The organism is Streptomyces sp. NPDC051364, assembly GCF_040682115.1.
Taxonomy (GTDB): domain Bacteria; phylum Actinomycetota; class Actinomycetes; order Streptomycetales; family Streptomycetaceae; genus Streptomyces.
This window is the reverse complement of the sequence record NZ_JBFBAH010000010.1, coordinates 68,694-88,273: the sequence shown is the minus strand read 5'-3', so window position 1 is coordinate 88,273 and position 19,580 is coordinate 68,694. Positions and strand designations below refer to the sequence as shown.

Genomic DNA, 19,580 nt, shown 5'->3' with positions numbered 1-19,580 from the left:
AGACGGCCGCCGAACCGTGGCGATCACGCGAAACTTCTGCCCTTCTCGCTCTCGTAGATGGCCGCTACCCTCGCCCCATGGCAAAGGGTGAAGGAAATCATGCCGGCAGGAATCGGCGCCGATTACGAGGCAGGGGCGGGCATGTGGCTGCTCTCGTGCTGAGCGGTGCACTCGCGCTGACCGCGTGTGGCAGCGACAAGAGCGGGAGCACCGAGAGCAAGGAACCGGTAGAGCGCCACACCGTCGTACTGGAGGCCATCTCCGACTACGGCCGGCCTATGGAAATCCACTACTTCGGTCACGCACAAGGCCCCAAAGGCATGGTCTTGATCGGAGAGAAGGACAAAGGACAACTGTCAGCGGAATCACCGTGGAAAGTCACGCTCACGGTGGACGGCAAGGAACCGTGGGTCAGCCTGATGGTCAACGGAACCGGCTGCATTGGCCGCGCGATCGGGGGCGATTCCTGCGAGACCGGATCCATACCTCGGCCCGGAGACTTCTCTGGGACCGGCACTTCCACCTGCCGCATCACCATCGATGGCAAAGTCGTCAAGGAAAAATCCTACACCTACCCCACGATCGTCCCCGTCAACTGCCTCGCCAGCACTGCGGACACGCCCGGTGAGGGCCAATGACCGACGACCTGACCCGGCCCATCCCACCAGAATCATCACCTCCGGCCGCAGGCGCGGACAGTGAAGGCCACGAGGAGAATGTCACCGAGCCCCCACCGCGCCGCCGTTCACGGCGGCGCGCCGTGCTCATCGCGCTGGGCGTCCTCGCCCTCATCGTCGCCCTCCTCGTGTGGTTCCTCAAGTTCATCGATACCGGGCCGGACAACCCCGCCTCCTCCGTGCGCACCGACCTGGCCCGCTCCGCAGCCCTGCTGCGCGGCGCCCCGGCCCTCCACTACAGGGGCACCATCCGTGTCAAGGACCGCGGCGATGCGCAGCTGGACCTGGTCGTCAGCAACCCAGGCGACGCACTGGGCACGTTGACGATGGCGGGGAGCCCTCCGATCGACTACGCGGCCATCGACGGCAAGTCGTTCCTGCGCGGGAACACCGAAGCGTGGCAGTCCCTCGGCATGGCCGAAAAGTCCTCGGTGGCTGCGGAGCACCCTGCGCTGGTGGCGCCCGGCCTGTTCTTCTCTCAGGACCTCGCCACGAGCTTGGCCCCGCCGGCACTGGCGAAGACCCTCCTGCTGGAGCAGGTTCCCGACGACAAGATCACCGTCGGCGCCCCGATCACCGTGGGTGATCACTCCTGCACCCCCATCCACGCCGACGACATGATCATCTGCCTGGGCAGGAAAATGGTGGGCGGCGCGCGCTTCGTCGACCGCGTCAGCTTCTCCGGCGGGTCGACCGTGATCAACATCGAGGCCATGTCTCGGGAGGAAGTGAACCGGTTCTCCGCCGACTTCCAGTCGAAGCTCACCATGACGCAGGAAGCGGTCAACCATCAGATCCGGGTGACCAATCAGATCCTGCGCGACTACACAGGTAACTGCGCGCCGACTGCCTGCACCTTCACCGCCCGGGTGAGCGTCACGTTCCTGGGCCCCACCTCGGCGGCCCAAGCCTCCGAAGCCGTCCAGGTGAAGTACGCGTGGGTCATGGACCGGGACGGAGCGCCGGTGAAAGCCAATGGGGACTGCTCGGGCACCATCCTGATCAAGCCGGGCCAGTCGACGAACCTGTCCTGCACCGCCACCGGCCCATCCGTACCGGTCGGGGGTCCCAGCAACGGCCAATACCGCGGCGAGATCCATACCTCCGATGTCGCACTCACCCAAGCCGAGTACGAACGTCTGATCCGCTTGGCAGCCGACAACAGCAAGAAGATCGCCGCCCTCCCCGATCTGCCACCGCCCAGCTGACCAAGCCTGCGCCGCTGATGCCGTCTGCCTGCAGGCAGACGGCATCACGAGCTGCAAGAGGTACTGAGTCACTCTGACTCGCACCACCGTGGCCTATTGAATCGTGCCCAGCTGGGGCTCCGGTCCGGCACTGCTCATGCGACCCGGGTGTAGCCGTGATGAGCCAGTCCTCGGCCGCCTTCTCGGCGTAGGGCCTGGAGGCCGCCCGCGCCCGGGGCCGCACCGGCGGTCAGAAGCCCAAGCTCGGCCCGCGCCAGATCCAGTTGGCACGGGAGATGTACGACTCCGGCGACTACACCGTCCAGCAGATCGCCGACGAGTTCGGCGTCACCCGCCCCACCATCTACCGGCACCTGGACAAAGCCCTGCCCCAGCAGGCCGCAGACACCCCGTAGCTCCAGGATCGCCGCAGCTCAGGGGCTGTTCCGTTGTTTTTTCGGCGAGAACTACTGGGACCCCTCCGGGGCGGGATGACGACCAGCGCACCTGGCCCCACGGTCTCCATCTCACCGTCCAGGGAAAACTGGACCGTGCCGTCCAGTACGTAGAACAGCTCCGACGACCGTGCGTGATAGTGCGGCCTGGCACCGTCGGCACCCTCGCCGAGGGCCAGGCGGTTCGCGCCCAGGGCGCCGCCGGTCGCGCCGGCGTCGGCCAGCAACCGAAAGCCACCGTCATGCGGCAAGGGGACGTACTCGGCCTCCTCGGACCGAACGATCAGTGCCCCTGCGCTCTCACCGCTGTCCCGCATCATCTTCTGGCTCCCGTCTCCCGAGTCTCTGAGGTCGGGCTCCATTCCAGCCGGGGAAGAATCCGCGCACCACAAGCAGTTGTCGCCCACAGAAATCACCAGTCGTGATCAATCGAGGGAAGAGGCGTATGGAACTGCGGCAGCTGCAGTACTTCGTGGCCGTCGCCGAGGAGGGCGGTTTCGGCCGCGCCGCAGGGAGGCTCGGCATCGTCCCCTCGGCGGTGAGCCAGCAGATCCGCCGCCTGGAGCGGGAGCTCGGGGTAACCCTGTTCGAACGCTCCACCCGCCATGTGCACCTGTCCGGTGCCGGCGAGCAGCTGCTGCCCCAAGCGCACGCCGTCCTCGCGGCGGTGAACCGCACACGGCAGGTGGCCGCCGACATCGACTCCGGGCACGAGGGCCTCCTGCGGCTGGGCACCGTGCACGGTCCCGGCGACCGGATCTACCGCCTCCTGGACACGCTTGCCGGCTCGGCCCCTCGGCTCCACGTCCGACTACGGCGCCTGCCCGTCGCCGAGCGGCTGACCGCCGTACGTTCCGGCGACCTGGATGCCGCCCTCGTACGGGCCCTTCCCGCCGCGCCGGAGCTGGAACTCCTGCCGGTGTGGACTGACCCGCTGTACGTGGCTCTGCCCGATGGCCATCCGCTGGCAACCGAGTCGGCCCTGCACCTGGAACAGCTGGCGCACCTCCCGCTGCGGCTCGCGCCGCGGGAGAACAATTCCCCGTTCCACGACCTGGTCACCGACGGCCTCCGTGCCACCGGAAGCGAACCCCTCCTGGGGCCGCCGTTTACCAACTTCCAGGAGACCCTCACCGCGATCGGGAGCAGCCCGCCCTCCTGGACGGTCTTCTACGAAGTGGCCGGCCTACCCCCAGTCCCCCGGGTAGCCCTGCGACCACTGACCGGCCTCGCGCTCACCACATCCCTGGCCGTACTCCCCGGACCACCCGCTCCGCCACTGCGTCACCTGCTCCACGCACTCGCCCATACCGACCCCGGCCGCCTCACGCACGCCGCCGGGTCAACCGGGCCTTGATCCGGGGTTTGGGTCTTACCTGATCGAGAGCTGCACCTCTGGCAGGTGCCTGCTCGGAGACCGGGCGGGCACCAGGCTCACTCCGGCGTGCGGGCCCGGTTCCAGGGCTGCCAGCACTTCGGCGGCCGGGTACCCGAACAGGTCGACGTCGTGCCGGACGACCGGTACGGCGGACGGCACGGTCGGCCTCGGCTCGCACCGGCGCAGGTGTACGGCTGCGAAACCATGCCTGTCACGATCGGTCCGGCCGAGGGGGCGGCAGCGCCGACTCGTACCGCCGCGCCGTATCGCTTCAAGCCGTACCTGCACCAGCGGTGGAACGAGGGCTGCACGAACGGCACCAAGCTCCATCGCGAGCTTCAGACGCTGGGCTGGCTCGGCAGTTCCCGCACCGTCCTCCGGTACGTGCGTGAACTCCGCGCCTCGAAGGCCCCGCCGAGCCCCGCGCCCGTACCGCCAAAACCCCGTCGGGTGGCAGGGTGGATCATGTCCAACCCGGACCACCTGCCATCAGGTGCCGCGGTGCAGCTGAAGAACATTCTCGCTCGCTGCCCGGAGCTGGAGGCCATGCACGGCCACGTGCGGAGCTTCGCCGACATGATCCAGAACCTGGGCGGAGCCCGACTGCCGCAGTGGCTCCAACAGGTCCGGGCCGATGATCTGCCGTCCCTTCACGGCTTCGCAGGCAGCCTCCAACGCGACCAAGCAGCCGTCACCGCTGGACTCACCCTGCCCTGGAGCAACGGGCCCACGGAAGGGGCCGTAAACCGGATCAAGATGTTGAAGCGCCAGATGTACGGCCGGGCCAAGCTGGATCTTCTGCGCCGTCGGATCCTATACACGTCATGAAGTCTTCACCGTCTGTCGTGAGCAGAGTAGATGTCAGTGCTGCGCTCAGTAGGTGTCAGTGACCTTTCGGCGCGCGAGGCGTTGGTCCTCGCGACAGTTACTGAGCTTTTCGGGTTGTCGTCGGGTGGTGACGGTTCATGATCCCTGCGGTATGCCGGTGGTATGCGCTATCCGGAGGGTGGGGGCCTGACCGCTGAGCGTCGGGCGTTTCGTGAGGGGATCCGGCTTGAGGCCGGCGTGCGGTTCGTGGCGGGTGAGAAGACCGCGGTGATCGCGAAGGATCTGCGGGTGAGTGTGCGGTCGGTGGAACGCTGGCGTCGTGCCTGGCGCGAGGGCGGCATGGAGGCCCTGCGTTCCACGGGCCCGGCGAACGCCCCGACCGTCACCGATGCCGAGTTCACGGTGCTCGAGGAGGAACTCGGCAGGGGTCCGTCGGCGCACGGTTTCGAGGACGAGCGCTGGACTCTGGCCCGGGTTCAGAAGGTGATCCGCCGCCGGTTGCGGGTGAGCCTGTCGGTGGCGACGGTGTGGCGGCTGCTGAAACGGCACGGCTGGTCCTGGCACCCGCCCGCAGAGCCCTCGAGCGTGACGAGCACGCGGTGGAGCTGTGGAAGAAGGAGGTGTGGCCGCGGGTAAAAACCTCGCGGCGGCCCACGGGGGCTGGATCGTCTTCGAAGACGAGGCCGGATTCTCCATGACGCCGCCCCGCGCCCGCACTTGGGGCAGGCGCGGACACACACCCGCCATCCGCGTTCGCGGCCGCTCCCGCCGCCGGACCTCAGTCGCCGCGCTGTGCTGCTACAAACCTGGCGAGCCGAGCCGTCTCATCCACCGGCCCCGCAGCCATCTCCTGCTCAAGGGCGCCCGCAAGAGCTTCTCCTGGCAGGACTACCGCGACCTGCTGGTGCGGGCCCACATCCAGCTCGGGGGTCCGATCGTCGTGGTCTGGGACAATCTCAACACCCATTTGGCCGCCGGACTCAAGCGGTATGAGGCCGAGCACGACTGGCTCACCACCGTCCGGCTTCCGCCGTATGCGCCCGATCTGAATCCCGTCGAGGCTGTCTGGTCGCTCGTGCGCAGAGCGATGGCCAACACCGCCTTCGGAACACCGACGACCTTGACCGCAAACTCCGCCGCGAGTTACGCAGGATCCAACTCCGGCCCCACCTTATCGACGGCTGCCTCACCGCCACCCGCCTGACCCACACCCCACCGACCCCACCCTGAAAACCTCAGTACACGGTCCTGACGCCCCACGCAGCCCGGGGCATCGCACGGTCCCCGGCCCCGCCGCCGCCGCAGGCCGCCGCCTTCCCGGCATGGGCGGCCCCGCTGCTGGGCCGCGTCAGATGACTGACCACCAGGACGGCGGTCGGCCGTGGAAGCAGGCGGCGGGGGCCGTGTGGGTCGTTGCCGACGTGGTGGCGACGGAGAGCGTCCGGTCTGGTCGGCGGGTCGCGGAAGACGGCCCAGTGCCGCGGCGGATCGGTGGCGCACGTGCATGCAGTCGGCCGGTGTCCCGGCAGGAGAGCTCCACGGCCTGGGTGAGGAACCCCTCGGGTTCCCGCCTTACGGGATCCGGATCCTGGTGCAGGTGGGCCCACGCTGGCTGCGTGATTCACACGCTTGATCGGTTCCGTCGCCCGCGTTGAGGGCGACGACGCTGATGCCCCCCGCCTGTGGTGGCAGTGCCATCGGCATGCTGACGCGTTGCTCGACCGCGCCTTCGTCGTCAGGTCTGAGCTCACTTGAGTAGTCGTCGACCGAGTCTCGGACGGGCGTACTCAGGTCAGCCCGCACGGCGGTCACGAACACCTGGAGAGTGGCCCACGTCTCCACGCCGTCGGCATGAACGTCGAAACTTAGTCGCAGATGGGACCGTGGGCCTTCGATCTTGACGTTGGTGATGGTGGGCCGTCCGTTCCCGCCGGCGGCCTTGGCCGCGCCGATCACTGCCACGCTGAGAGCCACCATGTAGAAGATGACTCCGAGGACGAGAACGCCGGTCTCCCACAGATTGCCCCGCCGAGTGGGGTGGACGAGCAGGGCGACGATGCTGCAGACGATGGCGAGGATGGCGCAGAGCGAGGCCACGTAGATCGGCCATGACTCGTTGTTGAGGGCGACGAACACGATGTCGCTGGACAGCCCGAGAGTTGTCATGATCCCGGCAACGGTGATCAGCGCACCGGCCAGGATCTTGGCGACGTCGTCCAGGCGCTTTCCGAGCTTGGCTTGGATTTCGTCGGGTGTCGGCGGAGCCTGTTGCTCGTCGCCCATGTTCGGCAGCCTCATTGTGGCCCTCCGCGGCGTAGGCCCACGCAGCCGAGGTCATACATGGCCGGGCGTCCCTGATGGATACGGCTCCCTCGGGAATGTACCGGGACGTTTCCCGCGGACAGCGAGGTTGGGCCGCTTGGTGGCGAGCCGTGGTTCGCTCAGGTGCCGGTGTGCAACTTGAGGGTGTGGTTGATGAAGCGGCGGCTGTGGTCGGGGCGGTTCTGTCAGCGCTCGTTGCTCAGCCGACGTCTGTGTGGTGCGCCGGGGCGCAATGCCCGGGCGGGAGCAGCCCGTGTAGCCGTCGACGTGACGGAACTGGGCCACGGATTCCCTGAAGCGGCCCTGGCGGAGCAGGAGTACCGGAGCGTGTGGCGAGCCCACGGCAGTTCCGGGTGGCCCACAGCCGCAGCGGCGTTCTCCAGCCGCGGCGTCGACCAGGGGAACAGATCGATCTCGAAGAACTCCCCGACCTCCCCGTCCGCGTCCTGCCCGAACTCGCCCAGTGCCTCGACATCAACCCCGCCGATCTGATGCCCGGCTCCGACGAACTCTTCGAGCGCCCCTGCCACCGCCAGGTCGTCGACCGCCGGCCGGTCGGCGCCGACCACCGCACGACACCGTCAGTCACCGCTTCACGCTTCCCGTGCCAGAGCCCGAGAACGTCAGTGGTGGGCGACATTGGAAATGTCGGTAGCTCGGACAATGTGAGGACAGGGGCGCTGCCGACTCAGACGGATTCCGCCCGCATGTAAGCGAAGACCCTGCCCAGCGCGGCGTCCTGATCCCTGGGCGCCCTGTCGGAGAATGCCGCCCGGGCCCGGTCGAGGTCGTCGCGCCGGAAGGGGCGGGGCACTTGGGGGGTCAGCCTGATGACCATCGGAGGGACCCCCGCCTGCTCGTACGCGGCGAGCTTGTGGTGCCCGTCGAGGAGGTAACCCACCCAGCTTTCGGCGGTAGGGAACAGCACGACCAGCGCCGGCAGGTCGCCCCCGGCGCGGATGCGGTCGCGGTAGCGGCGCACCGCCCTGTGGTCGTGGGGCGGCCACGCGTCGGTGGTCACCAGCGCGAGCTCCTCGTCGGCGTACCAGCCGTGGACCTGGAGGGCGCGCGGATGGACCACCCGCAGGTGGTGCGGAGCGACCGCGGCCGTCATCACGTACCGTCCGGAGGCGAGCAGCGACAGCAGCGGGCGCAGGCATTCCGGATCCGGTGGCTCGGCCTGGCCGGTGCGCGGATCGGGCACGAGGCCGGGGGCGCTGAGCCACTCGGTGAGGTACTTGACCTCGGAGAGCCCGGGGCCGTCCGTGCCCGCGCGGGCTGCCAGCCAGCCCACGCTGCCGCAACCGTCGTTGGCTTCCAGAAACACCGGATCGCCGGCCAGCAGGAGCAGGCTGCCACCCTCGTCGCCTGTCACTTCGATGACGCCGTGTCCGTCGGGCACGTCGAAGGACACGGAGGGGGGAGGCGGCGGTGGTCGTCTGATCATTTGCCGATCCTATGAGCGGCTGCCCGTGCCGCACCGGACAGAGAGAACGCCGGCCTTATCACCGTCACCGCCGACGGCAACACCGTCCTGGCCGACGACGTCCAGTACAGCCTCCGCGCCATCGACACCGATGACGTCAATCCCTACTGACATCCCTCGTGTCGCCGACCACTGCTGGCGGTCGAGGCAACCGACGACGATCGGCCCGACGGCTGGTACTCGTATCCATTGGTCGGTGAGCATCGACAGGTCGAGGTTCGGCTTGTCCGCGCTGTCGGCGGCGATGAGCTCATGGTGGCCGTGAAGGGAGCCTTGACGCCCGAACTGGAAGTCCGGGCGGACACCCTGCTGGCCGCATTCGCCGCTGGATGACCAAGGTCAACTTGACCCGTTACTGTAAGAGATCGCCCTTGGCTGTAACTGGCGCAGGGCCGGGCGGTTTCTAGGGTTCGCCTGGCGTTGCCGGTGACGGACTGCAACGTCTTCATTTGTGGTCGCGCAGAAAGGTAGGGACCTCGTCGCGGGTCGGGTAGTTCGGCAGGGGTGCTGGTTTGTCCTGAAGAAACGCAGTGATGACGGAGGCGGCTCGGTCGTCGTTGTCGTCCAGGCTGTTCCACATGTGATGTCCGACTCCGGGCATGTACTGCGTGCGCTGGATGGCGGGGTCATTGGCAAGGATGGCGGTCGCCCATTGACGGACCTGGGAGGAGCACTCGGCGATCATCAGCATCGCGGGGGTCCGGGACTGCCTCAGTTGCGGTGCGATGGCGGGTGAGTCCTTGACCGTCTGCTGGATGCGGAGGCTGGCGGCGGGGCTGAAGGAGAAGTTCTGTGCGGTGTCCTCGGCGGGGATGCGGTGTGCGTCGCGCGCACAGTAGGCGGATGCGGTGTCGCTGCCGAGGTCTGCGGCGGTGAAGGCGTTGTCGCCTTCGGCCTGTCCGATCAGTCCGGTGTCGGGGGTGAGGAGTCCCAGCCGCATGAGGCCGAATGCCACGGCGTACCGGGGGACGTGCGTCGATCGCGGTCCGGTCATGGCTGGGGCGAGGCCCCGTGCGGATTTTCGGCCCTTGTGCCCGGTGATGTGCGCGGTGGGGCCGTCCATGGGGCCGGGCTCGGCGATGATCGCCCGGTGCAAGCGTGCGGCGATGCTCGGGTCGGCCAGGGCTCGGGTGAGCACGACCCCGCCTGAGGAGAATCCGAGGATGTCGACCTTGCCCATGTTCAGGCGGTCGACGAAGGCGGCGAGGTCGCGGACTGACCTGGAGATCGTGTACTGGTCCATGGGGAGCAGGTCGCTTCGTCCGCCACCGGCCTGTTCGTAGGCGTAGACGTCGTAGCCCTGGCGTGCCAGGAGTTGCAGGAACCGGTGGTCGAGCACCGAGATGCCACGGACCGGTCCGCCGTTTAGGTACACGAACGGGATGGGATGCCGGGCGCCGGAGTTCGCGGGCGGGTAGTGATGCACCGCTACCCGGCTGCCTGTGGCCAGGCTCCAGTGCTGCGTGGCCACGAACGGCAGGGCGGGCGGGTACCGCCGGGCCGTCGGCACGGTCGGGATGCAGACCGCCGCCGTCAATGCTGCCGCGACAACCACCGGCAGGAACGGCACGAGCCGCGCCGGCCAAGTGCGGCGCCGACCCCGCCACATCGCGAGGACGGCCCCGGCTCCAAGGGTCGTCAACCATGCGGCGAGCCCCGAGCCTGCCCCGTCCGTGAGGGCGATCAGTGCGAGAAAGACGACGACCAGCGTCGCGACGGCGGCAAGGGCCAGCAGTAAGCGTCCGGTGAAGCGGGCGAGACGTATGGCGGACGTGGGCACGGCGAACCTCCGATAGTTTCAGAACGCTGTTTCAAAACGACGTTATCAGAGGGGGTAGGCTGCTGGTCGTGGGTAGACCGAGAACAAACGACGAGGCCGTCAAAGAGCGGCTTGTGGTGTGCGCGACCGAGATGCTCGCCACCCGTCCGCGGGAGTCGGTCACGGTCCGCGCCGTGGCCACTGCTGCCGAGGCGTCGACGGCGGCGGTGTACTCCTTGTTCGGTGGTAAGGACGGGCTGATCGGTGCGGTGCGTGACAGAGCCGTCGCTGGCCTGTTCCAGCACGTGTCGGCGGTGCAGACCTCCGCGGATCCTCTCGCCGACCTCCACGCGCTGGCCGTCGCCTACCGTCGTTGGGGGTGCGGGCACAGCCACCTGTACACGGTGCTGTTCGGTGGTGTGCAGTCCTTCGACCCGTCGGGGGAGGTCGGTGCCAGTGACCCGATCCGTCCCCTCCTCGCGGCGATCGATCGCGCCTTGACGGCGTCCGTCCTCGCCGGCGACGCAACGTCGATTGCCCTGTCGATCTGGGGAACCTTGCACGGGCTCGTGACTCTCGAACTGGCCGGGGCCCTCGACGCCACCACGGCCGAGGCCGCATTCCGCTCGACGATTCACGCCACGCTGCGCGGATGGACGACCCCGGCGGTGTTCTGCGGCCTTCGCCAAGCCGAACTCGCTCCTTGACAGGATCAGGGCCGGTATCCGGGCTCTCCCGGTCCTGGCTGGGGCGGTGGTGCGTGGTCGGTGAAGATCGGCATGCCAAGGTCAACCAGCTGCGGCGACGCGGGGGTTGAGGCCGTCGAGGTCGAGGATGTCGCGGGCGGCGGCCGGGGCGTGGAGCCGGTCGCGGACGTCCTCGATGCGGTCGGCGGCGGGCGGTACGGGGGAGCCGTCCGGGCCGGTGGGCAGGTGCAGGTAGCCGAACGAGATCAAGCGAATGGGATGCACGAGGACCTCCGGGTCACTGGCGAGAGAGCGGGAATGGGGGAGCGCCGCGCCCGGCCGGGATGGTCGGGCGCGGCGCTCCGGCGCCTGGTGGTGGTTCAGGGGGTGGGGGTTACGGCTGCGGCGAGGATGTCGGCGTGGTCGAACGCCAACTGTTCGGGCAGGTTGTCCAGGGGCCACCATCGGGCGGTGCGGGCGTCGTCTCCGGCGGTGATCGGGGTGCCGTCAGGGACGATGACCATGTACGCGAAGGTGGCGTACCGGCCACGCGGGTCGCGGTGGGGCTGGTCCCAGACGCCGATCTGGTGAAGCTCGCCGACGGCCACGTGGACACCGGTCTCTTCGGCCAGCTCGCGGGCAGCAGCCACGTGGGGCGCTTCCCCAACGTCAACATGACCGCCCGGAAGAGCCCATGCCCCTTCGAAGGGCGGCCAGCCGCGCTCAATCAGCAGGACGTCGCCGCTGCGGGTCAGGGCCACCACGTCGGCGGTGTATCGGATGATCTCGGACATCTCAGTGTCGGTCATGTTCGCCTCTCGGTCGGGCGGGGCCAGTGAGTGGTGGGGGAGTCGGGCGCGGGAAGTGCGGGCCGATCAGGGTCGTGCCCACATCCACTGGTCGAGCCCGTAGTCGGCGAGCTGGGTGACGGCGATGATGGACCGCTCGCCCCACTCGTCCTCGATGGTCAGGCGGCCGTGGTCGCCGCGCAGCCGGCGGACGACGTAGAGCATGCCGGGCCGCTCCTCGTGGTCTCGTGGACCGTCCGAGCCGTTGTCGTCGTGGGTGCTGGGGCGCAGGGCCCAGACCTGGCCTGTCTCGGCCAGGACGAACGGGTCGCTCTCGAGGACCGAGCGGCATACCGCGTCGTACGCGGCCGGCTCGGGAATGCAGTCCTCGGTGATGAGTTCGGTGACGCAGTCCGTGATGAACTGCGCGGCCCTGTGGGGGCCGATGAGCAGGTCGATAGGCAGGGCGGCATGCATGGCGATCCTCCGCTTTGGTCGGGCATGGGTGTGAGAGGTCCCCGCGTCCGCCTCGGCCCCGCAGGTGCGGGACCGAGGCAGCACGGAGATCCATCACTCGCTACGCCGTGGGCAGGGCCTTTTGCCGCTGCCCCGGCAGGGCATCGGGTCGGGGGCCGGAGTGCAGGTTCTGGGCGGAACGAGGGGAGCGGGTGCGGGGGGCGCGCAGGGCCCGGAGCAGCCGCTCGGCGTGGTGCTCGCAGAGCGCGCAGGGGCGGTCCTGCCAGCGGTCGAAGTGCTGGCTGTCACGCCAGTCGAGAAGGCCGCCGGGGGCCGGATCAGGCCCGGCTCCCACGACGGCTTCTTGCCTCGCATACGGGTCACGACCGCAAGTCGGGCAGCTGCAGGAGCACCTGCTCGACCAGGTCCTCGGTGGGCCGCCAGGGCCCGAGCTGTCCGCGTGCGGGGATCGGCAAGGCGAGAGCCTGGCCGTCGGTGAGCAGCAGATGCCAGGCGCTGGCCCCCTGCGCCCACGGTGTGCAGGGCGGGGACCCTTCGGGGTCCTGGTGGCAGTCGACCAGGCGGGCGACGCCGATCACGGCGCCGGTGGTCAGCTGCTGGACGGTGATGCCCCGGATCCAGTCGCCTTCGGGGAGGGCGGCGGTGGTCATGCTGCCCGCCCCCACGCTGCCGTGCCCGGCCAGCCCACCCGGCGGCCGTTGCTGGACGGCACCGTGGTGTGCGCGGCGGTGGCCTGGACCGCGCGGCCGGTGTGCTTGCCGTCGTACAGGGCAGCATCGGCCGCCCGCTGGAGCTTGGACAGGTCAGGGACGCCAATCGCGTCCAGAGTCGCGGCGCCGACCGAGGCGGCGACATCGATCGTGCGGCCGTCGTCCAGGACCACCGGCTTGCGCAGCAGCCGGACCAGCTGCTCCAGGCGCCACTCGCGCCGGTCGGCGGGCAGCCTCAGGACGACGGCGAACTCGTCGCCCCCGAGGCGGCCGACGGCGGCGCGAGGGCCCGCCCAGATGGTGAGCCGGTCACCGAACGCGGCGAGGACGGCGTCTCCGGCCGAGTGCCCGAAGCGGTCGTTGATCTGCTTGAAGTGGTCGGCGTCGGAAGCGCGCGGGTTCCCGGAATCCTGAACGTTGGTAAGCCGGAACCTGCGCGCCAGCTGATGGCTGCGGCGGTCCCACGCGCGGGTTCCGGCTTAGCTGACGGGACATGGTGAGCGAAGCCCGGTTCTGCCAGGAGGAATGGGAAGACCACGGCTGATCTGAAAGACACATCCCGCCTGGGACTTCCGACTTCGACAATGGCGACGAACTCACCTGGCGACTGCCATGACTGGCCGCTCTGTACGATCACCGAATACTGGGCACTGATCCGCCTGTCCTGTGCGGAGATCAGCAAGTGGTGTCCTGTCCGGATAGTTGAGGGAGCTGGCGGGTGTCCGCTTTGGACTTCTACGCTCACGTCGCCGTTTGCGGTGAGGTCCTGGGAGTTGGCCTCGATGCCGACCCGGAAGCCTGGGAGGCCGCCCTGGGGGCGACATGCCTCGATGTTCCCGGCGGTGGCCTACTGCGGCGGGACTACGGGCTCGTGGAAATCAACTTCTCGCCGGACCAGCCAGGACGGCAAGGGCAGATGTCGTGCTTCGGCTTCGGCGTGAAGATCCAACGACTGCTGTACGACCAGTCCCCGAACACCGTGCCGTCCCCGCTCTCGCGGGAGTACGGGGAATTCGCACCCAGAGTCCCCTTCAAGGAACTGCAGGCCGCCATCCTGGCCCTGGGCCACACGATCGAACTCGACAAGCACAACACGTCGAGTGACATGGACTGCTACCGCGTATCCGCGTCCGCCGCCCGCATCCACGTCGTCGCTGACCCTGACCCGTACGGGTCAGGCGACCCAGATCCAGACGGACATCAGAGGGGCGACGTCTGGTCCGTCGACGTGTGGTGACCGGCCGGCGCCCTCTCGGTAGCGTCCGCGATATCTCTTCGCTACGAGGAGCGCCGGGCAACGATCACCTGCGCGGCGGGCAACGATCTGAAGAGCGCGCGCCACCCCGCTAATCAGCCACACTCAAGCCCCCCGCGCCGCATCCAACCGGCTAGCCCGCAGGCCAATGTGGGTTCGGCATGCCGTCATCGCTCATGTGCGCCCGCTGCCAGATCCCTTTCCAGTTGAACGGGGTCTCCGGGACGAACCGGTGCCGCTGCCCGCACGGACATGGCGCCAGCACCCATGCGCATCCACGGCACAACTCCACCCAGCCGTGCCCGGTCGAGTTCAACCCCAGCGGTCTCTCGTCCCCGCAGGCGGGGCAGCCGGGGAGATCGGCGCCGTCCAGAATCACGTTCTGTCGTCGGACGTACTCGGGCAGCCGCAGCGACGGATGGCGAAACGGGTCTTCGTACCAGGCGCGGTTCGGGCCCTCCCACCAGCTCCGCAGCCACCACGGTCGCGGGTTCACTACAGCCCGCCGCCCGGTCCGCTTCTCTGCCCGGCGTTGCGCGGCGTACTCCTCCGCCCGCGCGAGCCACAGCACCCGCGCCTCATGCAGTTCCTCCACCGCCCGCACCAGGGCGTCCGGGTCCGCCTCCAGCTGCCGGGGGATCGCGGCGCTGAGCGTGAGGTGGTGGTACGTCGCCCGGAAGCCGTACGGCGCAAAGAGAGTGATACAGGTCCGCAGCGCGCTGTGCCGACGGCGAAGGGAGAGGCGGGCGTCGTGCACGCGCGTTCGATGGGTCAGGAAGCTGGTCATTGTGCAGGCCTCAGGTCCAGTGCCCGTGCCAGAGCGGCGATGACGGCGGCGGCGTGTGTCGGCAGGTGTTGTTCGGCCCAGGTTCCGGCGAGGCTAAGGAAGTCCTGCAAGTCCTGCTGGGCACCGGCCACGAGCGCGCGTACCTCGTCTACTGGCAGCTCGATCACCGGACTGCCGTCCTTTGCGTGGGCGTCGAGAGTCAGCCGGACGGTGTCGCCGACGCGTTCGGCCACCGAGGAGGGATCGTGGCCGAAGTAGGAGCAGCCGGTGCCATCGAGCGCCTCCAGCCAGTCCCGCCAGGTTTCCAAGCCGCTGCAGCAACCCGGCTCGACGAAGACGGTGTCGGTGGTGTTGTCGGTCACCCGGAACCCGCCGGCGGCGAACAGGTCGGGCATGGTGAGCAGCCCGTGCAGGAATGTGCCGAGCGGGTCGGTCGGGCACGGCCCGTGCTCCTCCTCCGGCTCGAAGTCGTTGCAGTCGGCGATCCGCATAACCGCCGTGCCGACCTGCGCCAGAGTCAGCTCCCCGTTCAGCACGAGGTAGCCATATGACTCGCGCTCGCCAACAGGCCAGAGCGCGAAGTCGTCGGCAGCGAAGATCTCCAGAACGGGTTGCATCACAATCACATGGGGATGATGCCGGACCCACTGCTACAACGCCACGGGCTTTCAGCTGCGGCATCGGGCTCGGAGCGGGCCCGCTACCTGGGCAGTTTCGCGGTGCCCTCCGGGCAGGCGGCGCCGACATAGCGCATGGCGGTCTGCGCGGTGATCCCGAAAAGCCGCATCAGCTTGAGGGGATCACCGGTGGCAAACGCCTCGTTGAGCATGCGGTCCTGCCGCAGGCCGACGAGCGTGACGTTCTTGGGGAGGGTCCTGCGAAGCAATGTTCTGCTGACCACCGGATGATCCGGGTCGAGGGCCGTCTTCTGACTGACGAGAAGATAGGGGTTCGTCGATGCTGGCCAGCGGTGGTAGCGGTAGGCGAGCCACTCGCTGGCGAGTCGGTGGCTGAATTCCTCCAGGTAGAGGGTGTGCCGCAGCAAGCCGCGGCGGACTTCGAGGGTGCCGCGGGCAAGGTCGAGATCGGTTGTCCGAACCGTGCGGAGTTCTTCACCAGGCAGAGCGTGAACGGCCACCAAGGGGATGACCAGGCGGCTTAGCGGAGACCGCGCGAGCGTCGACTTGCCTGCGCCACTGGCTCCAATAAGGACGACGAGGCAGCTGTCGGGAAGGTGAGGGTAGGTCAGCGAGGTCATGCGCGGGCTCCTTGGACATCGACGGCGGACCAGTTGAGGCGTGTGCGGGAGCGGCTGGTCACCGGGTGGTCGCCCGGGTGGTGGCGATGAGCGCGGCAACGGTCTCGCAGCCGTGATGCCACGCGCCGTCGAGGTGGAAGGCCCCGTTGAGGCCGAAGTCGGCCAGGCGGTAGAAGCCGCCCTTGCCGGTCTTGTCGGCGAGCTTCTCCAGCAGGCCCTCGCCGGGGACGCGGCGGTCCGCGGCGTAGTGGGTGCCGAAGGAAACCGCGAGCGCGGCCGCGGCCGCAGCGGGGTGGACCCGGATGCCGAGCGCGCGGGCGCCGAGCCCGGCGACGATCGCCTGCGTGGCCACATAGGTCAGGCAGTGGTGCAGGCACGCCTTGCGGCCGTCGGCGGTGCCGTGGGTGGTCTCCTTCTCGGTGAAGGGGTCCTGGTAAGTGACCGGGTGGTTGTCGGAGGCACCCTTCACGCGGGCGCAGCAGTCGTTCTGGACCCAGAAGTCGCCGATCGCGCTTCCGGCGCGGGTCAGTCCGAGCAGGGCGGCGAAGACGGCGGGGCGATGCGTCATGCTGGGGGTTCTCCTGATCTCGAATGGGTGAAGGAACGGGGCGCCGGCCTCTTGCCGATGCTGCGGTGCCCCTGATCTCGCCCCGGCCGATCCGGCCGGGGCGAGGTGCGTTCAGGCAGCCAGCCGGTGTACGGCCGGGCCCGGGGGAGCGATGTAGCTGGCGGGGTCTGCGGGCGTGCCGTCGTGGCACTCCAGGCAGCTCTTCAGGGAGGTCGGGAGCACGAAGAAGTAGCGCCGGCGGCAGGTGCCACATGTCTGCCGAGCAGCCATCGCCTTGTCGAGCGCGTACTCCTTGGCGAGGGTTCATCGGCCGCACCGGCCGGGCTTTCGCGATCTCGTACAGCAGCCCGTTCTTCGGGCCGCGGGTCTCGACTTCGGCAACCGGCTCCTGGCCGCCGGGGCGCAGCCCCATTGCCCTGAGTTGGCGCTTGGTCGCGCATCCCGAGGGCGCGCACAGGCGCTTGAACACCGAAACCAGCGGGTTCGCAGAATCTGGTGGTAGCCGTGGCAGGAACTCGCTGGTGGGTTGTGGGTTCTGTAGTGAGAGGCGCTCGGGTTCGTGCCCGACGCGTCAGGCAAGATGAGGGCTCCAATCGGTTGGGGAGGGGCCTGGGGTGGGATACGTACTGCAGGCGGTAATCGCAGGGGAGGAGCTGCTGAGTGCCGCGGCACGGGACGTTCCGGGAGCCCGAGTGGCGCCCCTTCGGCAGGGCCTGTCGCTGATGCCGATGACGGATGAGGTCTTCGACGGCGTCGCGGACGGCAGCGCCGCAGGGGATCTGGGTTTTGGGCGGCTGCCAGGTGGCTTCGAGAGACTGCTCGCTCAGTGGTCGGTCTCAGGGCCGGTTGCCTATGTGGAGGCTGAGTACTTTGGTGGCGTCGGCGAGCAACGAGCCGCCGTCTGGGCTGACGGGGCACTGGTGCTGGGGCCGCTGGATGTGCCAACGAAGAAGCGGTTCTCCCGAACGGTCAGCCCGATCTCCCAGTCGCTGGGGCGGCTGGGCGCGCGAAGGGGCCTGGGTGAGGACGAGTTCGAATCCGTGGGGCTGGACCACCACCGTGACGACGAAGGCTGGATCTCGTCCAGCGCCTGCTAGGCCGTCTCTTTCGGATCACCGACCGGCATACTGGGCGTCATCCAACGGTTGGAAGCAGACAGCGTGCAATTCGACATATTTCGCATCGGCGCAAGCCTTGCGACTGCCACCGTGATGGCATTCGCCCCGTCCGCTTGCGGGACAGCCAAACCCGCCCCCACTCCGAAGGCCGTCACTCATGCCGAATTGGTCGGCCGGTGGGACGGGGAGGGGGAATGCGGATCGCCGATCGTCCGGCTACGCGACGACTACACCTTCTCCAGCAAGGACTTTCCGGTCCAGTGGGACGGCCCCGGGCCGGACTCGCAGGTGACACGCCGTTCAAGCGACGGGAAATGGCATGGGGTCAACAACGACCCCGGCCTGACGCCTTATCTGGTGCTTAGTTTCAAGAATCACAACGACCACCAGTTTCTGTCGTTCTATCTGGAGCACGGAAAGCTGTGGATGGACGGGACTGTCTACGCGGACGGCGGGGACCCCTATCCCTACACATGTCACTACAAACGCACTTCCGCCGACCCTGAGGCCTAGTACTCCAGCCGTAGATCGTGATCTTCATGCCTGAGTGGCTTGTCGACGGTAGTGGCTGGCCTGGGATCGGGCCTGGTGGCGGCGCCGCCAGTCGGACCAACCGAGCCGGTGGGCGGCATCGTGGACGGGTCGGACAACGAGTGTGATGAACAGGCGCTGGATCTCGTTGCAGGTGAGCGGAATGAGGGCATCGGGTGTGGGGCGGGTGTGCTCGTCTGCGCGTACGACGGCGAGGAAGGCGTGCGCGAGCATGGCGAGGGTGACCCAGCGGGACCAGGAGGCATAGCGGCGGACCTGGTGCTCGTCGAGTGCGGCCAGGCCCTTGCCCGACTGGAAGAACTCCTCCACCCGCCATCTTGATCCAGCGACTCTGACCAGCACGGTCAGCGGCACGGGTGCGGGCGAGTAGCAGCGGTAGTAGGCGAGTTCGCCGGTGCTGCGGTTACGGCGGATCAGCAGCTGACGACTCCCGGGTCGGGGGTCGGCGAGGTCGATGACTGCCCAGTCGTAGAGACGGTGGCCCTTGGCCCCGGCCCCTGCGGAGAGCTTCTGCCAGGCCCGCTTGGGCACCTTCTCGGTCAGGGTGTCCAAACCTCCCCGCCCCGGTGGTGACTTCGTGCGAGCAGGCCACCGCGAGGAGGTAGCCGGTGCCGCGTTCCTCCAGTGCGGTTCGCAGCTTGGGGTTGCCGCCGTAGACCTCGTCGCCGGCGACCCATGCGGCCTGGTGGCCGGCGTCCAGGAACCGGGCAACCATACGAGTGGCCAGTTCCGGCTTGGTGGCGAAGGCGGTGTCCTGGTCGAGTCCGGCATCCCGGCAGCGGTCAGGGTCGGAGGTCCATGAACGCGGGACGTACAGTTCCCGGTCCACTGCCGCGTGCCCGCGCCGACCGGCGTAGACCAGGTAGACGGCGACCTGGGCATTTTCGATCCTGCCCGCGGTACCGGTGTACTGGCGCTGGACGCCGACCGTGTCGGTGCCTTTCTTCACGTCCCCGGTCTCGTCGACCACCAGTACCGCCTGGTCGTCGTGCAGGTGGTCCACCACGTAGTCACACACATCGTCGCGGACCCGGTCGGCGTCCCACTTGGCCCGCCCGAGCAGGTGCTGCATGCCGTCCGGGGTCCTCTCCCCGGCCCATTCGGCGATGGTCCAGCAGTTCTTGCGCGGCAGGTCCGACAGCAGTCCGAGCACCAACTTCCTGACTCGGAACCGGGGTTCGACCCGTGTGAACCGTCCCGCTATCCGGCTCATCAGGCCCTCGAACGCCTCCTGCCAGCGGGCAGGGTCTACGCTGTGACCTGCGGCCACCGCGTGATCGTTTGTCTTC

Annotated in this window: 25 protein-coding genes and 2 pseudogenes; 11 read left to right on the top strand and 16 right to left on the bottom strand. The window is 68.4% G+C overall.

Going from position 1 to position 19,580, the window contains the following annotated elements:
- Positions 1–77 precede the first annotated feature (77 nt).
- The 3 genes from AB0M76_RS22230 to AB0M76_RS22220 all read left to right on the top strand — a co-directional run bounded on the left by AB0M76_RS22230 (position 78) and on the right by AB0M76_RS22220 (position 2,280).
- Positions 78–638, top strand: coding sequence for a hypothetical protein (locus AB0M76_RS22230; protein ID WP_365954518.1), 561 nt, complete (start codon positions 78–80; stop codon positions 636–638).
- Positions 635–1,885: a hypothetical protein gene (locus AB0M76_RS22225; RefSeq protein ID WP_365954516.1), complete on the top strand. Its 1,251-nt coding sequence runs from the start codon at positions 635–637 to the stop codon at positions 1,883–1,885. Before AB0M76_RS22230 ends, AB0M76_RS22225 begins: the two co-directional genes overlap by 4 nt.
- 194 nt (positions 1,886–2,079) lie before the next feature.
- A complete protein-coding gene (locus AB0M76_RS22220; RefSeq protein WP_365954665.1) occupies positions 2,080–2,280 on the top strand; it encodes a helix-turn-helix domain-containing protein in 201 nt (66 codons plus the stop codon).
- Here the strand turns inward: AB0M76_RS22220 and AB0M76_RS22215 are convergent.
- On the bottom strand, positions 2,229–2,636 hold the full coding sequence (locus AB0M76_RS22215) for a cupin domain-containing protein (RefSeq protein ID WP_365954664.1): 408 nt from the start codon (positions 2,634–2,636) through the stop codon (positions 2,229–2,231). The two genes, AB0M76_RS22220 and AB0M76_RS22215, sit on opposite strands and share 52 nt — an antisense overlap.
- Before the next feature lie 128 nt (positions 2,637–2,764).
- Here AB0M76_RS22215 and AB0M76_RS22210 point away from each other — a divergent pair, with 128 nt between their 5' ends.
- The 4 genes and pseudogenes from AB0M76_RS22210 (at position 2,765) to AB0M76_RS22195 (ending at position 5,755) form a co-directional block, all read left to right on the top strand.
- The gene (locus AB0M76_RS22210; protein WP_365954514.1) at positions 2,765–3,676 is read left to right on the top strand and encodes a LysR family transcriptional regulator; all 912 of its coding nucleotides are present in this window, start codon (positions 2,765–2,767) and stop codon (positions 3,674–3,676) included.
- Positions 3,677–3,826: 150 nt separating this feature from the next.
- Positions 3,827–4,525, top strand: coding sequence for a transposase (locus tag AB0M76_RS22205; RefSeq protein WP_365954513.1), 699 nt, complete (start codon positions 3,827–3,829; stop codon positions 4,523–4,525).
- A 267-nt stretch (positions 4,526–4,792) separates the two neighbouring features.
- Positions 4,793–5,161, top strand: a complete 369-nt coding sequence (locus AB0M76_RS22200) for a winged helix-turn-helix domain-containing protein (protein ID WP_365954512.1) — start codon at positions 4,793–4,795, stop codon at positions 5,159–5,161.
- A 58-nt stretch (positions 5,162–5,219) separates the two neighbouring features.
- Positions 5,220–5,755 (top strand): annotated as a pseudogene (locus AB0M76_RS22195) (transposase).
- Between the two features lie 342 nt (positions 5,756–6,097).
- Here AB0M76_RS22195 and AB0M76_RS22190 read toward each other — a convergent pair.
- The 4 genes from AB0M76_RS22190 to AB0M76_RS22175 form a co-directional block, all read right to left on the bottom strand.
- The gene (locus AB0M76_RS22190) at positions 6,098–6,808 is read right to left on the bottom strand and encodes a hypothetical protein (RefSeq protein ID WP_365954511.1); all 711 of its coding nucleotides are present in this window, start codon (positions 6,806–6,808) and stop codon (positions 6,098–6,100) included.
- 224 nt (positions 6,809–7,032) lie between these two features.
- Positions 7,033–7,416: a hypothetical protein gene (locus AB0M76_RS22185; RefSeq protein ID WP_365954510.1), complete on the bottom strand. Its 384-nt coding sequence runs from the start codon at positions 7,414–7,416 to the stop codon at positions 7,033–7,035.
- Between the two features lie 119 nt (positions 7,417–7,535).
- On the bottom strand, positions 7,536–8,294 hold the full coding sequence (locus AB0M76_RS22180; RefSeq protein WP_365954509.1) for a hypothetical protein: 759 nt from the start codon (positions 8,292–8,294) through the stop codon (positions 7,536–7,538).
- A 484-nt stretch (positions 8,295–8,778) separates the two neighbouring features.
- Entirely contained in the window at positions 8,779–10,113 is a 1,335-nt protein-coding gene (locus AB0M76_RS22175) for an alpha/beta hydrolase (RefSeq protein WP_365954508.1), read from the bottom strand.
- Positions 10,114–10,181: 68 nt separating this feature from the next.
- Between AB0M76_RS22175 and AB0M76_RS22170 the strand changes: the two genes are divergently transcribed.
- A complete protein-coding gene (locus AB0M76_RS22170) occupies positions 10,182–10,799 on the top strand; it encodes a TetR-like C-terminal domain-containing protein (protein ID WP_365954507.1) in 618 nt (205 codons plus the stop codon).
- A gap of 81 nt (positions 10,800–10,880) precedes the next feature.
- On the opposite strand, the gene AB0M76_RS22165 is transcribed toward AB0M76_RS22170, so the two are convergent.
- The 6 genes from AB0M76_RS22165 to AB0M76_RS22140 form a co-directional block, all read right to left on the bottom strand.
- Entirely contained in the window at positions 10,881–11,063 is a 183-nt protein-coding gene (locus AB0M76_RS22165) for a hypothetical protein (RefSeq protein WP_365954506.1), read from the bottom strand.
- Positions 11,064–11,158: 95 nt separating this feature from the next.
- The gene (locus tag AB0M76_RS22160) at positions 11,159–11,587 is read right to left on the bottom strand and encodes an NUDIX hydrolase (protein WP_365954505.1); all 429 of its coding nucleotides are present in this window, start codon (positions 11,585–11,587) and stop codon (positions 11,159–11,161) included.
- 66 nt (positions 11,588–11,653) lie between these two features.
- Positions 11,654–12,043, bottom strand: coding sequence for a hypothetical protein (locus AB0M76_RS22155; RefSeq protein WP_365954504.1), 390 nt, complete (start codon positions 12,041–12,043; stop codon positions 11,654–11,656).
- A 100-nt stretch (positions 12,044–12,143) separates the two neighbouring features.
- Positions 12,144–12,377, bottom strand: a complete 234-nt coding sequence (locus AB0M76_RS22150) for a hypothetical protein (RefSeq protein WP_365954503.1) — start codon at positions 12,375–12,377, stop codon at positions 12,144–12,146.
- 25 nt (positions 12,378–12,402) lie between these two features.
- A complete protein-coding gene (locus AB0M76_RS22145; RefSeq protein ID WP_365954502.1) occupies positions 12,403–12,693 on the bottom strand; it encodes a hypothetical protein in 291 nt (96 codons plus the stop codon).
- Positions 12,690–13,196, bottom strand: coding sequence for a GGDEF domain-containing protein (locus AB0M76_RS22140; RefSeq protein WP_365954663.1), 507 nt, complete (start codon positions 13,194–13,196; stop codon positions 12,690–12,692). The genes AB0M76_RS22145 and AB0M76_RS22140 overlap by 4 nt, the downstream gene beginning before the upstream one ends.
- Before the next feature lie 275 nt (positions 13,197–13,471).
- Between AB0M76_RS22140 and AB0M76_RS22135 the strand changes: the two genes are divergently transcribed.
- Positions 13,472–13,990, top strand: a complete 519-nt coding sequence (locus AB0M76_RS22135; RefSeq protein ID WP_365954501.1) for a hypothetical protein — start codon at positions 13,472–13,474, stop codon at positions 13,988–13,990.
- A gap of 151 nt (positions 13,991–14,141) precedes the next feature.
- Here the strand turns inward: AB0M76_RS22135 and AB0M76_RS22130 are convergent, their stop codons facing one another.
- From AB0M76_RS22130 to AB0M76_RS22115, 4 genes are all read right to left on the bottom strand, one after another.
- Positions 14,142–14,795 (bottom strand): hypothetical protein, encoded by a 654-nt coding sequence (locus AB0M76_RS22130; RefSeq protein WP_365954500.1) that lies wholly within the window; start codon positions 14,793–14,795, stop codon positions 14,142–14,144.
- Complete coding sequence (locus tag AB0M76_RS22125; protein WP_365954662.1) at positions 14,792–15,412, bottom strand: hypothetical protein; 621 nt, start codon at positions 15,410–15,412, stop codon at positions 14,792–14,794. Before AB0M76_RS22125 ends, AB0M76_RS22130 begins: the two co-directional genes overlap by 4 nt.
- Before the next feature lie 83 nt (positions 15,413–15,495).
- Positions 15,496–16,053: a hypothetical protein gene (locus AB0M76_RS22120; protein WP_365954499.1), complete on the bottom strand. Its 558-nt coding sequence runs from the start codon at positions 16,051–16,053 to the stop codon at positions 15,496–15,498.
- 58 nt (positions 16,054–16,111) lie between these two features.
- Positions 16,112–16,621 (bottom strand): hypothetical protein, encoded by a 510-nt coding sequence (locus AB0M76_RS22115; RefSeq protein WP_365954498.1) that lies wholly within the window; start codon positions 16,619–16,621, stop codon positions 16,112–16,114.
- A gap of 614 nt (positions 16,622–17,235) precedes the next feature.
- On the opposite strand from AB0M76_RS22115, the gene AB0M76_RS22110 reads away from it, so the two are divergent.
- The gene (locus AB0M76_RS22110; protein ID WP_365954497.1) at positions 17,236–17,718 is read left to right on the top strand and encodes a hypothetical protein; all 483 of its coding nucleotides are present in this window, start codon (positions 17,236–17,238) and stop codon (positions 17,716–17,718) included.
- Positions 17,719–17,781: 63 nt separating this feature from the next.
- On the top strand, positions 17,782–18,252 hold the full coding sequence (locus AB0M76_RS22105; RefSeq protein WP_365954496.1) for a hypothetical protein: 471 nt from the start codon (positions 17,782–17,784) through the stop codon (positions 18,250–18,252).
- Between the two features lie 24 nt (positions 18,253–18,276).
- Here AB0M76_RS22105 and AB0M76_RS22100 read toward each other — a convergent pair.
- Positions 18,277–19,504 (bottom strand): annotated as a pseudogene (locus AB0M76_RS22100) (IS701 family transposase).
- Positions 19,505–19,580: the final 76 nt, after the last annotated feature.

Excerpts from the sequence above, each read along its gene's own strand:
- AB0M76_RS22190 (WP_365954511.1), bottom strand. The coding sequence starts at position 6,808 with ATGGGCGACGAGCAACAGGCTCCGCCGACACCCGACGAAATCCAAGCC.
- AB0M76_RS22210 (WP_365954514.1), top strand. The coding sequence starts at position 2,765 with ATGGAACTGCGGCAGCTGCAGTACTTCGTGGCCGTCGCCGAGGAGGGC.
- AB0M76_RS22155 (WP_365954504.1), bottom strand. The coding sequence starts at position 12,043 with ATGCATGCCGCCCTGCCTATCGACCTGCTCATCGGCCCCCACAGGGCC.
- AB0M76_RS22225 (WP_365954516.1), top strand. The coding sequence starts at position 635 with ATGACCGACGACCTGACCCGGCCCATCCCACCAGAATCATCACCTCCG.
- AB0M76_RS22160 (WP_365954505.1), bottom strand. The coding sequence starts at position 11,587 with ATGACCGACACTGAGATGTCCGAGATCATCCGATACACCGCCGACGTG.
- AB0M76_RS22130 (WP_365954500.1), bottom strand. The coding sequence starts at position 14,795 with ATGACCAGCTTCCTGACCCATCGAACGCGCGTGCACGACGCCCGCCTC.
- AB0M76_RS22180 (WP_365954509.1), bottom strand. The coding sequence starts at position 8,294 with ATGATCAGACGACCACCGCCGCCTCCCCCCTCCGTGTCCTTCGACGTG.
- AB0M76_RS22215 (WP_365954664.1), bottom strand. The coding sequence starts at position 2,636 with ATGCGGGACAGCGGTGAGAGCGCAGGGGCACTGATCGTTCGGTCCGAG.
- AB0M76_RS22120 (WP_365954499.1), bottom strand. The coding sequence starts at position 16,053 with ATGACCTCGCTGACCTACCCTCACCTTCCCGACAGCTGCCTCGTCGTC.
- AB0M76_RS22125 (WP_365954662.1), bottom strand. The coding sequence starts at position 15,412 with ATGCAACCCGTTCTGGAGATCTTCGCTGCCGACGACTTCGCGCTCTGG.
- AB0M76_RS22145 (WP_365954502.1), bottom strand. The coding sequence starts at position 12,693 with ATGACCACCGCCGCCCTCCCCGAAGGCGACTGGATCCGGGGCATCACC.
- AB0M76_RS22230 (WP_365954518.1), top strand. The coding sequence starts at position 78 with ATGGCAAAGGGTGAAGGAAATCATGCCGGCAGGAATCGGCGCCGATTA.
- AB0M76_RS22115 (WP_365954498.1), bottom strand. The coding sequence starts at position 16,621 with ATGACGCATCGCCCCGCCGTCTTCGCCGCCCTGCTCGGACTGACCCGC.